At 71.7% G+C, this 14604-nt stretch carries 14 protein-coding genes; 3 read left to right on the top strand and 11 right to left on the bottom strand.

Annotated features, from left to right (window positions below; translation table 11 throughout):
- The 3 genes from MCAG_RS29015 to MCAG_RS29005 form a co-directional block, all read right to left on the bottom strand.
- On the bottom strand, positions 1-861 hold the full coding sequence (locus MCAG_RS29015) for a transglutaminase domain-containing protein (protein ID WP_036375739.1): 861 nt from the start codon (positions 859-861) through the stop codon (positions 1-3).
- 375 nt (positions 862-1236) lie between these two features.
- A complete protein-coding gene (locus MCAG_RS29010) occupies positions 1237-2604 on the bottom strand; it encodes an aldehyde dehydrogenase family protein (RefSeq protein WP_198141685.1) in 1368 nt (455 codons plus the stop codon).
- Positions 2601-2828 (bottom strand): MbtH family NRPS accessory protein, encoded by a 228-nt coding sequence (locus tag MCAG_RS29005; RefSeq protein WP_036378186.1) that lies wholly within the window; start codon positions 2826-2828, stop codon positions 2601-2603. The genes MCAG_RS29010 and MCAG_RS29005 overlap by 4 nt, the downstream gene beginning before the upstream one ends.
- Before the next feature lie 95 nt (positions 2829-2923).
- Between MCAG_RS29005 and MCAG_RS34130 the strand changes: the two genes are divergently transcribed.
- The 3 genes from MCAG_RS34130 (at position 2924) to MCAG_RS29000 (ending at position 7540) form a co-directional block, all read left to right on the top strand.
- Complete coding sequence (locus MCAG_RS34130; protein WP_198141684.1) at positions 2924-3175, top strand: hypothetical protein; 252 nt, start codon at positions 2924-2926, stop codon at positions 3173-3175.
- 1495 nt (positions 3176-4670) lie between these two features.
- Positions 4671-4847 carry a hypothetical protein gene (locus tag MCAG_RS35480; RefSeq protein WP_232290322.1) on the top strand — a complete coding sequence of 59 codons (177 nt, stop codon included), beginning with the start codon at positions 4671-4673 and terminating at the stop codon, positions 4845-4847.
- Positions 4844-7540 (top strand): excinuclease ABC subunit UvrA, encoded by a 2697-nt coding sequence (locus tag MCAG_RS29000; RefSeq protein ID WP_036375733.1) that lies wholly within the window; start codon positions 4844-4846, stop codon positions 7538-7540. Before MCAG_RS35480 ends, MCAG_RS29000 begins: the two co-directional genes overlap by 4 nt.
- 337 nt (positions 7541-7877) lie before the next feature.
- Here MCAG_RS29000 and MCAG_RS28995 read toward each other — a convergent pair whose 3' ends face one another.
- The 8 genes from MCAG_RS28995 to MCAG_RS28960 are packed head-to-tail and all read right to left on the bottom strand — an operon-like array spanning position 7878 to position 14582.
- Entirely contained in the window at positions 7878-8843 is a 966-nt protein-coding gene (locus tag MCAG_RS28995) for a transglutaminase domain-containing protein (RefSeq protein WP_007076497.1), read from the bottom strand.
- Complete coding sequence (locus MCAG_RS28990; RefSeq protein ID WP_050778120.1) at positions 8840-9124, bottom strand: phosphopantetheine-binding protein; 285 nt, start codon at positions 9122-9124, stop codon at positions 8840-8842. The genes MCAG_RS28995 and MCAG_RS28990 overlap by 4 nt, the downstream gene beginning before the upstream one ends.
- A 38-nt stretch (positions 9125-9162) precedes the next feature.
- Entirely contained in the window at positions 9163-10353 is a 1191-nt protein-coding gene (locus MCAG_RS28985; protein WP_007076495.1) for an acyl-CoA dehydrogenase family protein, read from the bottom strand.
- Positions 10350-11039, bottom strand: coding sequence for a hypothetical protein (locus MCAG_RS28980; protein ID WP_007076494.1), 690 nt, complete (start codon positions 11037-11039; stop codon positions 10350-10352). The genes MCAG_RS28985 and MCAG_RS28980 overlap by 4 nt, the downstream gene beginning before the upstream one ends.
- On the bottom strand, positions 11036-11956 hold the full coding sequence (locus tag MCAG_RS30050; protein WP_007076493.1) for a hypothetical protein: 921 nt from the start codon (positions 11954-11956) through the stop codon (positions 11036-11038). The genes MCAG_RS28980 and MCAG_RS30050 overlap by 4 nt, the downstream gene beginning before the upstream one ends.
- Positions 11957-12008: 52 nt before the next feature.
- Positions 12009-12944, bottom strand: a complete 936-nt coding sequence (locus MCAG_RS28970) for a 3-oxoacyl-[acyl-carrier-protein] synthase III C-terminal domain-containing protein (RefSeq protein ID WP_007076492.1) — start codon at positions 12942-12944, stop codon at positions 12009-12011.
- Complete coding sequence (locus MCAG_RS28965; RefSeq protein ID WP_007076491.1) at positions 12941-14308, bottom strand: MATE family efflux transporter; 1368 nt, start codon at positions 14306-14308, stop codon at positions 12941-12943. Before MCAG_RS28965 ends, MCAG_RS28970 begins: the two co-directional genes overlap by 4 nt.
- Before the next feature lies 1 nt (position 14309).
- Positions 14310-14582, bottom strand: a complete 273-nt coding sequence (locus MCAG_RS28960) for an acyl carrier protein (protein WP_007076490.1) — start codon at positions 14580-14582, stop codon at positions 14310-14312.
- Positions 14583-14604 lie beyond the last annotated feature (22 nt).

Genomic DNA, 14604 nt, shown 5'->3' with positions numbered 1-14604 from the left:
TCAGCGCAGCCGGACCACGCGAGGCGGCTGGCCGTAGGGGGAGTACTGGGTGATGACGTCGCCGGGGTGCAGGCGCGGGTCGTCGCGGTAGCGCCGGGCCAGCTCACGCTCGGCGGTGTCGTCGCCGGCGTCGGCTTGGACGAGCAGGTCGGCCAGCTCGTCGACCAGCGGGTCGTCGACCTGGTGTGCCACGTCACCCCAGGCGTCCCAGAGCAGCAGCTCGTCCTTCTGCCGGTGGGCGAGCTCGGTGACGACGCAGTCGCGGATGAAACCCGGCCCACCCAGCTCTGACTCCGGGAGCACCCGGTACAGCTCGGCGTCGGTCTCCCCCGACCGGTGGGCCAGCCAGGCCTGGGCCGCGGTCCGGAACGGGGCTGTCGGCCCGGTGGGCATGTCTTCGACGTCGAACTCGACCGAACCAGGGGCGAACTCAGGGTCGACGCGGCGCCACCGGTCACCGGTCCGGTACTCGACGACGACGTGGTCCAGGAAGTAGCCCTCGGTCAGGTAGGAGGCGAACCCGACGCGGCTGCGCGCCGCAACACCACGGTCGCGCAGCGCGCCGACGACGAACAGCACGTGGTCGCGGCAGCAGCCGGCGACCTTCTCCGCGGTCGCCCTCGGTGTCGCCAGCGGCTCCGGGTGGCGCTCTTGGTCGAGCTCCAGGATGGCCTCCAACCAGCGGCTGTGTATCTCGTCGTGCCGCGCCGGGGGCAGCTCGGGCAGTTCGATGCGATAGTGCGCGATGACGTTGCGCGCAGCCGCGCAGATGCGCGGCACCTCGCCGCGCAGCTCCGCGAGCAGTGCCCGGTGACGGCCGGGATCGGAGTAGGCGCTGTGCACGGACCAGTTGCTTGACATGCACGTCCCTCGGTCGGCGCGGATGTTCGGGCAGGCGAGAGTCGTCTGCCAGGGTAGCGGCCCTACCGCAGCCGAGTTATCGGTGGCCGCACCGTCGGCGATCGATCGGAATCTCGGCCGAGCTGGCTGTGATCGTCGCTGGGGCCTCGACGCCGCAGTTCCAGGACCGTCGGGGCTCTCCCCCGTTGTTGTCCTCGCCGTTGGCCTCGTTGTGCCACCGCGACCGTCTACGGGCATCTGACCGTGATGACGCCCGGCGGGGGCATCTGCTGCGCTGGGCCGGCCGGAGATCGCCGCCTCGGCCGACCCGCGGTGGTGCCGGCCGTGAGCACGAGCGCGGACACAATCAGCGCCATCGTCGGATGCGGATGGGAATCACCCTCCCGGGTGGAGCTCGTGGACGACCTTGATCCGCGTGTACTCGAGCAGCCCCCACCAGCCGTACTCGACGCCGGCGCCGGAGCTGCGCACCCCGCCGAACGGGGTGTCGTGGCGGAGCGCCCCGTGCGTGTTGATCCAGACGGTGCCGCAGGTCAGCCGGGCCGCTAGCGCACGGGCACGCTCGGCGTCACCCCAGAGCGACGCGCCGAGCCCGTAGCGCGTGCCGTTAGCACGTGCGATCGCCTCGTCGAGGTCCTCGTAGGCGATCACCGGGATCACCGGGCCGAACTGCTCCTCCAGTTCCAGATCGGTGCCGGGCGGGAGGTCGGTGACGATGGTCGGCGGGTAGAACCAGCCGGGCCGGGGCAGCCGGGCGCCGCCGGTCACCACCCGTGCGCCGGCGGCGGCAGCCTCGTCCACCAGCGCGCTGACGCGGTCGAGCTGGGCACGGCTCACCAGCGGGCCGTACTCGGTGGCGGGGTCGCTGCCGACGCCGACGACCGCCTCCGAGGCCAGCTTCGCCAGCGCGGTGACCAGTTCGCCGGCCTGTGCGCCGCTGACGTAGATCCGCTTGATGGCCGCGCAGAACTGGCCGCTGTTGACCATCGCACCAGCGAACAGCGCTGGCGCCAGCGCCGTCACGTCGGCGCCGGGCAGCACCACCGCGGCGTCGTTGCCCCCCAACTCGAGCACCACCGGCAGGAAGCGGCCCGCGGCCTGCTCGGCGATCGCTTGCCCGGTGCCCACCGAGCCGGTGAACGACACCATGTCGATGCCCGGGTGCGTGGTCAGCGCCTTCCCTAGCGCGTGGTCGCCGGAGACGACCGACAGCACGCCAGGGGGCAAGTGCGGCGCGAGCAGCTCGCCCGTCCGCAGCGTAGAGAGCGGCGTCTCCGGCGACGGTTTGAGCACCACCGCATTGCCCGCCAGCAGCGCCGGTGCGACCTTGCACACCGCCAGGATGATCGGGAAGTTCGAGGGTGCGATCGCGGCAACCACACCGTGCGGCACCCGGCCGATCATGATCGAAGCGCCGGGGCCCGCATCGACCTCCTCGTCGGTGCCGGGCAGGTCGGCGGTGTGCCCGAACCAACCGGAGGACAGGTCCACCTCGGCGCGTGCGGCGGCCAGCGGCTTGCCCTGCTCGCGGCTGAGCAGCGCGGCGATCTCCTCGGCGGCGCCGGCGAGTGCGGCTCCGCAAGCACGCAGCCGGGCGCGGCGCTCGTCGAGCGGGAGCGCGGCCCACCCGGGAGCGGCCGCGGCGGCGACGGCGATCGTGGCGTCGAGTTCGGCCGCGGTGTAGACCGGTGCGGAGGCGAACACGGCACCGGTGGCGGGGTCCACCACGTCGAGCGCGGTCACGCCGGACCGTCCCCGGTGGCGCCTGCCGCCATGAGGCGCCGCAGGCTCAACGGACGCATGTCCGTCCACACCGCGTCGATGTGGGCGAGACATTCTTCCCCGGTGCCCCGCACTCCGGCATCCCGCCGGCCGTCCGGCAGTTCCCGTCCGACCGGCCGGATTGGATACTGCTCCCCGACATTCGCCACGACGCGTCGCGCCTCGGCCTCATTACGGTTGTCCATTGCGAAACCTCCCCGCTTTCCGGAGCAATTGTGAAATTGATGGGTTCCGGCGCCGGCGCGTCCGGCGGCCGAATCAACCGATCCTCGGAGGTACCATGAATCCGGCTCGGCGCCCGCCGTCGACCTTCCGCGGCGGAGAGCGGCGGGTGATTGGCGCAAGGCGCGGCCGTTGTCCTGCTGACCGTCGACTCGATGCCGAATCGCCGGTACTCGCCCGTGGTGAGAAATACCTCGGACACCTGACGACGATGCCGCACCAGGCGTTCGGCCTGCGGGTCGGCGTGCCCCGGAGCCTCGACCTGGTGGACCGCCACCAGCCGCCGACGCCGGTGTTCGTACGGGTGTGAGCGCACTGCGCTGGCCGGACGTCACGCGGACGGGGGCCGGGCACCGACGCGAGCTGGCGCCGCACGGCTTCACCCACAGCCATTCGGTCCACCTGTCGGAGACCGCACAACGCCCGGAGATCGAGTGCGGCCTGGAGATGTCCGCGCAATGCTGAGTGACCCCGACGGGGTCGCGGGCGCCGAAACTGGGAGGCCACTCGACACGGCTTGGGCCTGCTCGCCGAATCCGGATTACGGTAGGACTCGTCGCCGATGGACGACGATCGCCCGTACTCGATGGAGATCGGTGACCAGGTGCTGGCTGAATTGCCGGTCTCCAGGTTGCCGGACGATGGGGAACAACACGCGTCCCTCCCGGAGCCGAATGTGGGGAAGGCGATCCAGGCACCCGGAAAGGGCGTCGAACAGTGGATCGCCGAGCTGGACGCGATGCGCGATCTCGGGTCTGCGCGTTCTGACCGTTCAGCCGTTCCCTGCCGGGTGCCCGTCCCGCATCGGTGCGCTGGAACAGCTCATCCGGTTCGCGCTCTCTCGCGTAGGCGCCCGCGAGCGCCGCGAGGCTCGAGATCGTCCGGTCCGGTGCCACGGTCGCCTCGGTGCTCGTAAGAAGCTCAGTACACGCGGTCAGCACCGGCACGTCGTGCTCCTCGCGCAGCGCGCGCACCACCGGGCCGAACACCCGGCCGGCCTTCCCGAGCAGCCGGGTCTGCTGGATCAGGTGTTGGGCCCGCGCGACCGGCGGCAGCAGCGGATGGCCAAGCGCGGCAGCGCGACGCCGGTAGGGCCGACCGGTTCGCCACCGCGCTGCCGGCGCCACCGGTGCACCTCGTCGATGTCGATGCGCCGCCGGCCGCCCGCCGGGCCGCGGATCCGAACGGCGGATGGCTCGCGGCCACCGATGGCACCCTCCCCAGCGAGGTGCGGGCAGGCGTGTGTCGTGCGTCGTGCGTCGTCGTCAAGGCTCTCTGGCTCATGGCTCTCTCCGGCTCAGCGGGACGGCCGTCGCGATCGGACCGTAGCCACCCCGGATGTATTCCGGGACACCGTCTCCACAGTGGAGGGAGGCCGCTACCGATCCGGTGTGGAGACGAGCGATTGCACAGGACCGCGGAGCTTGCAGAATTTTGCGATTGCCGGGCGCATGACGTCCGGAGCAATGCCCGGCAATTGTATCAGGCGTATGGGGTTGGCGCGAGGTCGTCCGGTGGGCTCGATCCGGGCACTATTGCGGCAGGTCAGAGTGCAATTAAAAAAGGCCCTCGCCAACCCGAACGGCCTCGTTTAGGGTTGCTCCCATGAGCGCTCGCGGCTTCCTTGTGGATTGTCCGTTGTGACATCCGCGTGCGGCGATGTCCATAACGGAAGCCACTGTCGCACCGACCAAGTGCGTTGCGACCGGGACAGGCCTGCCGAACGAAGAAGATGGCGGGCGAGAGGGTCCCGACAACATGGCGAGTTCCACCTGACCGGTCCAACGGTGCCTATCGATCGCGCGGTGGCCTGGATAGCGCCCACCGACCCGGCCGGACCCGGCACGGGCGCGGCACCCCTCCGCGCCGTTCCCGTGCCCCACCGCCCGGTAGCGGCGGGGCGACCCACCGCCCCGCCCCCGACCCTCGACGGCTGGGTGGACGAGAACGCCCTGCGCACCACCGGAAAGGACAGGCGATGAGTGAACACGTGCGGAACCCCGAGCGTATCGTGCTCCGCGGTGTCCGCCAGCACAACCTGCGGATCGGGGAGTTGTCCCTGCCCCGAGGCGGCCTGACCGTCGTCACCGGAGTCTCCGGCAGCGGCAAGTCGTCGCTGGCGTTCGACACGATCTACGCCGAGGGTTACCGGCAGTACCTCGACAGCCTCTCCGCGCACGTGCGGCGCAGGCTGCCGAAGGTCAGTAAACCCACGGTCGACTGGGTCAGCGGCCTAAGCCCGACCGTGGCGATCGAGCAGCGGACGATCAGCCGCAACCCGCGGTCGAACGTCGGCACGATCACCGAGATCTCCGACCGCCTGCGCCTGCTCTTCGCCCGTACCGGACGGCACGACTGCCGCAAGTGCGGCACCGAGGTCACGCCGCTGGACACCGCCGCGCACCTCGCCGCGCTGGCCGAGGCGGCGACCGAGGGGCCGGTGCGGCTAGTGGCAACCGAGCCGGACGGCGGCGAGACGGAGGTGCTGCGTCTGGAGGCCGCCCCGGACGCCGACACGCTGGCCGACGCCGGGCTCCTCGTCGAACGGGAGTTGCGGGCCGAGCGGCGGCTGACCGTGCTGCGTGACCGGACGCCGGTGCGGCACCTCGCGGCCGGCTGGGTCTGCCCGTACTGCGGCACCGAGGTTCACGCGACGTCGTCGGACTGGTTCACACCGAATTCACCGGCCGGGATGTGCGACCACTGCCAGGGGCTGGGCTACACCTACCGCGTCGACGCCGCGCTACTGGTCGGTGACGCCCGCGAGTCGGTCCGCTCCGGTGCGCTCACCTTCTACGGCGACCGCCGCCGCGGCAAGAAGACCTGGTGGCCGCAGCGGGAACTGCCGGACCTGCTGGCCGAGGCGGGGGCGAGCCTGGACACCCCCTGGGAGGACCTGCCCACCGAGGTCGGTGACCGTATTTTGGGCGATCTGACCGAGCACATCGAGCGGCTGTTCAAGGACGCCGACTCGCCCGAGCGCAAGTCGTTCTACCAGGGCTTCATGGTCCAGCGGCAGTGCGGCTCCTGCGGCGGCACCCGGCACGCCGCGGAGGCGCTCGCGGTGCGCCTGGCCGGCCGCAACATCGCGGAGGTCAACGGGCTGGCGATCTCCCGGCTGCGGGACTGGGTCGGCGAGGTCCGTGCCGAACTGGCCGGCAAGTTCCTGGCCGAGCTCTCCGCCGAACTGCTCGACCAGGTTGACGCCCGGGTCGAGTTCCTCCTCGAGGTGGGCCTGCACTACCTCTCGCTCGACCGCTCCGCGCCCACGCTCTCGGCCGGCGAGGGCCAGCGGCTCCGGCTGGCCCGGCAACTCGGATCGGGCCTGGTCGGTGTCGTCTATGTGCTGGACGAGCCGTCGATCGGCCTGCACGCGCGGGACAACGGGCGGCTGATCGGGATGCTGCGCCGGCTGGCCGAGGCGGGCAACACGGTGCTCGTGGTCGAGCACGACAGGGAGACGATGGAGGCGGCCGACTACCTGGTCGACATGGGGCCCGGCGCCGGGACGCGCGGCGGACTGGTCGTCGCGGCCGGTCCGACCGCCGAGGTCATCGCCCACCGCACGTCGGCTACCAGCGCGTACCTTCGGAACGAGCGGACGGTGGTCTCCCCCCGGCCGGAGCGCCGCCGCCCGGACGACCGCAGGCTGGAACTGACCGGCGCCCGGCTGAACAATCTCCGCGGAGTCGATCTCACCATCCCGATCGGGGTGCTGACCTGCGTCACCGGCGTGAGCGGGAGCGGCAAGAGCTCCCTGATCACCCGGACGCTGCAGCCGGCCGTCGACACCGCGGTGCGATGGCGGCGCACCCCCGTCGGCCCGTTCGACCGGCTCCGCGGCGCGGAGCACGTCCGCCGGGTGACGACCGTGACGCAGGACTCGATCGGCGGCTCGTCCCGGTCGACGCCCGCGACCTACCTCGGGGTGTTCGACGAGATCCGCAAGCTGTTCGCCCGCACCGACGAGGCCGTGCGGCGCCGGTACTCCACTGCGATGTTCAGCTTCAATACCGAGGCGGGCGGGCGCTGCGACCGCTGCGCGGGCAAGGGCGTCGTCCGGGTCGAGATGCTGTTCCTCGCCGACGTCTCGGTGCGCTGCCCGTCCTGCGACGGCCTACGGTACTCGGCGCGCGTCTTGGAGATCACCCATCGTGGACGCACGATCGCCGAGACGCTCGCTCTGGAGGTCGGAGAGGCGATCGAGCTCTACGCCGACGTCCCTGCGATCGCCTATCCGCTCCGCACGCTGTCCCAGGTGGGGCTCGGCTATCTGCGGCTCGGGCAGGACACCGGAACGCTCAGCGGCGGGGAGGCACAGCGGCTGAAGCTCTCTCGCGAGCTACTGCGGCGCGACGAGGGCGGGACCCTGTACCTGATCGACGAGCCCACCACCGGCCTGCACTTCTCCGACGTCCAGGTGCTGCTCGACGTCCTGCACGACCTGGTCGACCGCGGCAACACGGTGGTCGTCATCGAGCACAGCGTGGAGTTCGCCGCCGCGAGCGACTGGATCGTCGATCTCGGACCCGGCGGCGGCGAGGACGGGGGCCGGCTGGTCGCGGCCGGCCCGCCGGAGCTGCTCGCCACCCACCCGGACAGCGCGATCGCGCCCTACCTGGCCCGTCAGCTGGCGCTGACCGCGGCCCGACGACCCAACCCGGAGGCATCGTGACGTCCGGACGGTCGGTGACCGTCGGCGGCGCACCTGGCCCTACTCGCAGCTGCGCGCGGCCGCCGACCGGGTCGCCACCGCGTTGCGCCGGGGGGTGTGGGCCGAAAGGACGTCGTCGGCGTGCCGTCCGCGCGCACCCGATAGATGGTTGCCAGAACGCTCGGTGCATAGGTGCTGGTCAGCCTGGTGAGCTGACTAGTCCGGCCTGACCCTCTACGCCGTACTCCGTGAACTACAAGCCCTCCTGACCCGGCTGGTCGGCGCCTGCCCCGCCTGCAGGACCCGCTTCCCCACGAGACGAGAACCCCGATACCAACCCGATCACGACAAAGTACTACTAGCCGCCCAGTCCGCTGACCAGCTCCACCTCGACCGGGGTCGGCGCGGACGGGCTGTAGCTGAGCACCCGCTGGGGCACGGCGAGCAGCTCGGGCTCTCCCGCGTACAGCCGTCTGGCCTCGTCGAAGGGGACCTCCGGGGTGGTCACCGCGGCCACCCGGTCGAGCAGCGCGCCGTCCTCGGCGCTGATCTCGCCGTGGCGGGTCATGCCCCAGTAATCCCAGCGCAACATCTCCACCTTGTTCAGCCCGGCCAGGTCGTCGACCAGGTTGTGGCGCAGGAACGGCCAGCCCTTCGTCAGCCCGTCCTCGAAGTCGGGGTCGACGACGAACGACATCGGGTCGGCCAGCCCGTTTCGGCAGCGCAGCCAGGCGTCGCCGGCGACGATGAAGCGGTTGGGCGGGACGTCCGACGAGCTGAAACTCACGCCGTCGGTCTCGTCGACGTGCACGTCGGGTAGCTCGACGTCGACCCGGCGCCAGCGTCGCTGCCCGTCGTCCCACACCTCGACCAGCTCGTGGTCGATGGTGCAGCCCGGGATGATGTATGAGGCGAACCCGGCCCGGGCCCTGGCCGGCACGCCGGCGTGGCGCAGCAGGGTCAGGTAGAGCACGGCGTAGTCGCGGCAGCTGCCTACCATCCGCCGGTTGGGTGGGCGCTCTTCGACGATCGGCCGGTCGTCGAGCTCGATGATGCGCCGCAGCATCGCCTCGGAGTAGCGCAGGTCGACCTCCGCCAGTCGGCCGGCCGGGATGCCGAGGGCGGCCAGGTCGGTGGACCGGAAGTGGGTGAACAGCCCGCGTACCACGGCGCGCATGGCCAGCGGGTCGGTCGGCAGGTCGACCAGGCGGGCGGCCTGCGGTCCCGGGTCGGTGACCGCGCTCTGCCCGGCGTAGTAGGCGAGCTCGTCGAGCGTAGCGGGTTCGGTCCCGGCTGCGACATCGTTCCGCGGGGTCGTCGTCACGTCTCCACCTCGATGCCGCTGTGGTCGACGATGACGGAGGCCAGCGCGGCGGGGCTGGCGTCGTCGAAGATCACCGTGAGGAGCTCGGAGCGGAGCCGCTCGACAGCCTCCTCGCCCACCGGCTCGTACCGCTCGATCAGCCGGGAGAGCACCTCGACGGCCCGCATCGAGTCGCCGCCGCAGTCGAAGAAGTCCTCGGTCGGCGCCAGCGGTGCACGCAGCAGCACGTCGCCCATCGTGTGCGCGACGACCGACATCAGCTCGCCGATGTCGTCGGTCATTGTCCCCACCTGTCCTCCGCAGTCGGCATCGGGTCGGCTCAGCTCTCGGTCGGCAGCCGGGCGGCTTGCAGTGGCGGGAAGGCGCCGCGCAGCAGGCCGCCGAAAACGCCCAGCCGCTGGATATTGCTGGTGCCCTCCATGTATTCCACCGAACCGGCGTCGCGGACCAGCTTGTCCAGCAGCGGGTGTTCCAGCCGGGCCCCGGGGCCGAAGAAGTCGAGGGCCGCCAGCGTCACGCGTTCGGCCAGCCGCGCCGAGGTGGCCTTCGCCGCCGACGCGAGGTGCCCGGCGGACGGGTCGTGGTCGACCGCGGCGGCCGCGCCGCGCAGCATCCGCCGGGTGGTGGCGATGGCCCGCTCCATCCGCTCCAGGCGCAGCCGTTCGGTGACCCGCAACGAGCTGCGCTCGGCCAGCACGTACTCGTAGGCGGCGCGGGCGACGCCGACCCCCATGACCGCCACCGCGGGGCGCAGCAGATTGAACGTGCGCAGCCAGGCGGCCATCCCGCGCCGGCTGGGCCGCAGGTGGGCGCCGAGCACCCGGTCAGGCGCCAGCTCGACGTCGTCGAGGGTGATCTCGCCGAGCCCGGCGCCGCGTACGCCGATGGTCCGCACCGGGGTGGTGGCGAACCCAGGGGCGGTCGCGTCGACCAGCGTGGCCGCGAACCCCAGCGGACCGGGCCCGGTCCGGGCGAAGACGACGCCGAACTCGGCCCGGCCCGCGTTGCCCACGTAGCGCTTGACGCCGTTGAGCCGAGCCGGGCCGTCCGGGTCGCGGGACGCCGTCAGCCTGGTCGCCATGTTCGCGGCGTCCGAGCCGTGCTCGGGCTCGGAGAGGGCGAAGAACGTCCAGGTCGGACGGAGCAGCAGCCGACCGTAGAACCACTCCTTCTGCTCCTGGCTGCCCAGCGCGTCCACCACGATGCCGCTCATGGGACCGCCCGGCGACCCGAGCATCATGCCCAGGTCTGCGCAGGCCCCTTCCTCGAAGAAGACCACCCGCTCGGACGCGCTCATGAGGTAGTAGGTCTGGTCGCCGAGCACCAGCGGTTCCGGGTTGAACTCCGGCGGGATCTGCAGGGCGGCCACCCGGGCCAGCGCCGGCAGATGCGCCACCCGGGTGACCGCGTCCGGGTCCCGGTCCACCTCGAGGGCGTACGGACGCATCTCCGCGGCCCATTCCCGGGCCTGGGCCTGCAACCGGCGAAGCCGCGGATCGAGCTCTGTCATTCGCCGAACCCCCCTGGTGTCGACCCGGTCCCGGCGCGGTAGGCGTCGGCGAGCAGCTCGGACACGTGCATCGCGCTGCCCGGACCACCCTCGACGTAGCCGTGTGCGCCCAGCAGCCGGACCCCGGCCCGGTCGACGGCGGTGATCTGCGCGTGCAGGTCGGCGACGGCCGGGGCGTCGAGGCCGTCAGGCCCGGCGCCTTCGAGCGCGCAGCGCACCTGCAACTGCTCCATGACGACGTCGGCGACCGCGCTCTTCACCACGCTGTGCTGCAGCAGCACCACGTCGCCGGTGTGCCGCTGGTCGAGGTAGCGCAACGCGTCCTCGAGCAGCCGGTAGGACAGGCCGAGGCGCAGCCCGGCCAGCGCGGTGGTCCACGACCGCGCTTCCGGCACCCGGACGGCGTTCACCGGCCGGCGGGCCCGCAACCCGGTCAGACCGGGCACGCCGGTGTTCAGGTGCTCGACGGTGTCGGCCGGGGCCCATTCCCATTCGCCCTGGCGCAGCCGGTCCGCGGTCGCGGCCGCCTCGTCCGGCACCAGTGCGTGACCAGCCGGACCGAGGACCACGACCCCCGGACCGACGGCGGCGTGCAGCGCGGTCAGTGCTGCGGACCAGCCGCTCGCGTGCGCGACGGCAAGCATCGACGGCCACGCTGCGCCAAGGGCCGTGCCTGTCCTGGTCATGGCAGCTTCTCCTGCTCCTCGGAGTCGGCGACGTGCGCACCGTCTGCACCGGGCTCGGCTGGATCGGGCTCAACGGTGATCGCACAGTGCGCGAACCGGCCCAGCTCGGGGTCATAGTCGGCGAGCAGCACCCGTCGGCCCGTGCGGCGCCAGCCATCCCACTCTGCGGCGAGCACGGACCAGATGCCGCTGGCCGGGCGTCCGGCGGGCACCGCGACGGTGCCCGCCGGGAGCCGGTCGCCGCAGGCGGCCACCAAGCCGGGCCCGGCCAGCGCGGTGACCGCTCCGGGTCGCTCCCCGGCTAGTAACGCCGACCAGCAGGCCGGCACCTGGTCGGGCGGCACGGGCTGCGGTTGCGCCGTCTCGACCCGGTGCGCTGCGTCGGCGTCCAGGACCAGCACGGTCACCGCGTCCTCGGTGACCCGCAGATGCGCCGGCACCGGTTCGGAGTGCAGCACGCTGGCCTGGTCCAGGGCGAACACCAGGATCCGGCGGGCGTCCAGCCGGCTGCGGTTCTCGGCCAGCCACAGCGCGGTGAACACCCCGAGCAGGCCCAGGTCGGCGACACCGAAGACCAGCCCGGCATCCGGGACGGCCGAGTCGAGGAAGCACATCGGGAAGCCAGGCTCGGCGTCCGGCGCCGCGCTGGCCATGACGGCGAGGTCGAACCGGTTGTCGTAGCCGTTCAGATCGGGCAGCACGGCCGCGACCAAGTCGGTGAACGACACCCGCCCGGCCGCCAGCCCTTCCTGGTCGGCCGTCAGCCCGAAGGTGCCGAACAGGTCACGGAAGTAGTCGTGGTCCTGCGGGCGGAATTCGCGCCGGTCGATCCCGGTGCGCTGGGCGACCGCGGCCAGGCGCAGTTCCTGCGGCCCGGCCCGGCCGTCGTCGGCCGGTCGGGAAACCGTGATGTACATGCCGGTGGCTCCTCCTGCGGGCTCGATCGGGTCGGTGCGGCGGCAACCGGACTCAGTGCTTGAGGACCATGGCCGAGAAGGTCGCTCCCAGCCCCACCGAGGTCATCAGGTAGCGGTCGCCAGGCCGCAGCCGTCCGGCGTCGACCGCAGTCCGGTAGTTGATGAAGCTGTCGGCCCCGAAACAGTGCCCGCAGCCGGCCAGGTTGTCCATGAACAGCCGATCGGCGCCGCGCACGCCGAGCAGCCGCAGCACCCGCAGCCACGACATCCGGTTGACGTTGTGCGGCAGGATCAACGCGATGTCGTCGAGGTCGAGCCCGGCGCTGCGCACCGCGGCGTCGATCACCTCGGCCAGCAGTGCCGGGTACTCGTCGTGGAACGCCGCGGTCAGCTCGTCGTCGAGCCAGGCGCCGCGGTGGAACTTCCCGCAGGTGCGGGTCGCGTAGGACAGCATCCGGTCCCGATCACCGCCGGCCGCGACCAAGACTGCGGCCGCGCCCTCGCCCATGACGCCGGTGTCGGCCAACACCTTGCCCGCCGTGGTGAACGCCTTCTCCCCGGCCACCAGCAGGGCCAACGCCTGCGGATCGGGGTCCGCGGCCAGCAGCTCGCCGGCCACCTCGACGGCCAGCAGCCCGGAGGCGCACGCGTGCTGGGTGAGACAGATCGCGGTGGCTGCCTCCAGCCCCAGCCGCCGGCACGCCTCGGCGAGAGGATTGACCGGGTGCGGCGCGACCACCGGCATGGTTCGCGCCTGGATCACGTAGCGGATCCGCGGCCGGTACGCCGCGAAGTCGGGCAGCCCGTTCACCGCCGCGACCAGCAGGTCGGCCGGACCGGCCGCCGGGTCGAGCGGGATCCGGTCGAACCCGAAGAACCGCTCGTACATTCGCACGCGCGGCTCGGGGATGCCGTGCTCGCGCAGGAACTCGGCCACCGGCACCGTCGCCTCCGGGATGTGGCTCGCCACCGCGACCAGCGAGGTCATCGCGGACCGCCGGGGAGCGGGCCATCGACCGTGGCCACCGGGCGCATCCGGCGCACCCGGCGAACGGCGATCACCACCACGACCAGGCCGACCACGTTACCCACGGCGGCGGTCGCGTAGAGCGCCATCGGGTCGTCGAAGGTCCGCGCCAGCACCCCGCCGATGACGACGATCTCGGCGAAGTAGATGACGTTGAGCAGCACGGCGAGCGTGCCGCTGCCGATGTGCTCCAGGAATGTCAGTGAGGCCAGCACCGGTCCCTGCGCCAGGTAGGTCAGGGCGACCACGCCGATGTAAAGCCCGACCGCGGCGACCACTCGCGGGTCGTCGGAGACGATCCGCCCGACCATGTCGCGCAGCAGCCAGATGACCACCGCCGCCACCGCGTAGAAGGCGAAGACCAGCTCCAGCCCGGCGCGCAGGATCTCCCCCGCCCGGTCCACCGAGCCCGCGCCGCGCTGTTGGTTGATCACGATCGCGGTCGCCCCGCCGAGCTGGATGCCCGGGATGATGATCAACGCTTGGAGCGTGGACGCCGCGGCGTAGCCCGAGATCGTGTCCGGACCGAAGGGCGTCAGCACCCACAGCATACCCACGTTGAACAGCGAGATCAGCACGTAGGACAGGGCGACCGGCAACCCGACGCCCCGCAGGAAGCCGGTAACCTCGCCGCGCACCGGCACTCCGGTGAGACGACCCCACAGCCGGTGGCGACGCATGAACCACAAGCCGGGGACCGCCGCGGCCGCGCTCGCTACCGCGGTCGCGATCGGCACGCTGAACAGCCCCAGCCCGGCGCCGAAGCCGAGCAGGCCGACGAGCGCGAACTCGACCGCCGCGCTGGTGAGGGTGACCACCGCGGCCGCCCGGGCGTGCCCGAACCCGCGCAGCGCCGCCGAGCACAGCGCCGGCAGCACCACGGTCAGGCTGGCCAGCGACGTCCAGCGCAGGAACGAGACGAACTCGGCCCGCTCGGCCGCCGGCACATCCAGCAGAGCGCCCAGCGCGGGGGAACCGACGTAGAGCAACAGGCACAGCACGACCCCGGTGACTACGAACACCCGCAACAGCGCCACCGCGGTCGGAACCAGGTCCTCCGGTCGTTCGCGTCCCCTGCTGATCGACGCCATGACCTGGTAGGTGATGGCGAACGCCGTGCTCATGGCGACGAACAGCAGCAGGATCGGCATGGTCAACGACCGGATGTAGAGCGCCTCGTTGCTGACCCGGCCGAGCAGCGCCACCACACCGATGATCTCGACGAACAGCACGACATCGGCGATCGTCATCGGCAGCGCCAGCCCGGCGATGGCGCGTCGGGTCTCGGACCGGTCGGCCAGAACCAAGCCGCTGCGGTCGGCCATTCTAGTCCTGCTCCTCGGCCTGACCGGCCACGTACTCGGTGAGCGTCCCGATCGTCTCGAAGTGACGCGGCTCGAAGGTGTCCGGGTCGAACTCGACCCCGAACTCGTCCTCCAGCTTCATCAGCAGCTCAAGGATGCTCGTCGAGTCCAGACCGAGGTCGTCGACGATGCGCTTGTCCGCGCTCAGCGCGCCGACATCGCGTCGAATCATCTCCGAGAGTGTGCCGACCACACGGGTGTGCGCTTGCGTCAGAGCGGCTTCGGTATTCGTCATGCCTGTGCCTTTCCGGAGGAGG

Source organism: Micromonospora sp. ATCC 39149, from assembly GCF_000158815.1.
GTDB lineage: Bacteria > Actinomycetota > Actinomycetes > Mycobacteriales > Micromonosporaceae > Micromonospora.
The sequence above is the reverse complement of the archived record's forward strand: the minus strand, read 5'-3'. Positions and strand labels throughout refer to the sequence as shown.

What these genes read in the sequence shown, in the direction of transcription:
- MCAG_RS29015 (WP_036375739.1), bottom strand. Translation starts at nt 861, where the DNA reads ATGTCAAGCAACTGGTCCGTGCACAGCGCCTACTCCGATCCCGGCCGT.
- MCAG_RS29005 (WP_036378186.1), bottom strand. Translation starts at nt 2,828, where the DNA reads ATGGACAACCGTAATGAGGCCGAGGCGCGACGCGTCGTGGCGAATGTC.
- MCAG_RS34130 (WP_198141684.1), top strand. Translation starts at nt 2,924, where the DNA reads ATGAATCCGGCTCGGCGCCCGCCGTCGACCTTCCGCGGCGGAGAGCGG.
- MCAG_RS29000 (WP_036375733.1), top strand. Translation starts at nt 4,844, where the DNA reads ATGAGTGAACACGTGCGGAACCCCGAGCGTATCGTGCTCCGCGGTGTC.
- MCAG_RS28990 (WP_050778120.1), bottom strand. Translation starts at nt 9,124, where the DNA reads ATGACCGACGACATCGGCGAGCTGATGTCGGTCGTCGCGCACACGATG.
- MCAG_RS28985 (WP_007076495.1), bottom strand. Translation starts at nt 10,353, where the DNA reads ATGACAGAGCTCGATCCGCGGCTTCGCCGGTTGCAGGCCCAGGCCCGG.
- MCAG_RS28980 (WP_007076494.1), bottom strand. Translation starts at nt 11,039, where the DNA reads ATGACCAGGACAGGCACGGCCCTTGGCGCAGCGTGGCCGTCGATGCTT.
- MCAG_RS30050 (WP_007076493.1), bottom strand. Translation starts at nt 11,956, where the DNA reads ATGTACATCACGGTTTCCCGACCGGCCGACGACGGCCGGGCCGGGCCG.
- MCAG_RS28970 (WP_007076492.1), bottom strand. Translation starts at nt 12,944, where the DNA reads ATGACCTCGCTGGTCGCGGTGGCGAGCCACATCCCGGAGGCGACGGTG.
- MCAG_RS28965 (WP_007076491.1), bottom strand. Translation starts at nt 14,308, where the DNA reads ATGGCCGACCGCAGCGGCTTGGTTCTGGCCGACCGGTCCGAGACCCGA.
- MCAG_RS28960 (WP_007076490.1), bottom strand. Translation starts at nt 14,582, where the DNA reads ATGACGAATACCGAAGCCGCTCTGACGCAAGCGCACACCCGTGTGGTC.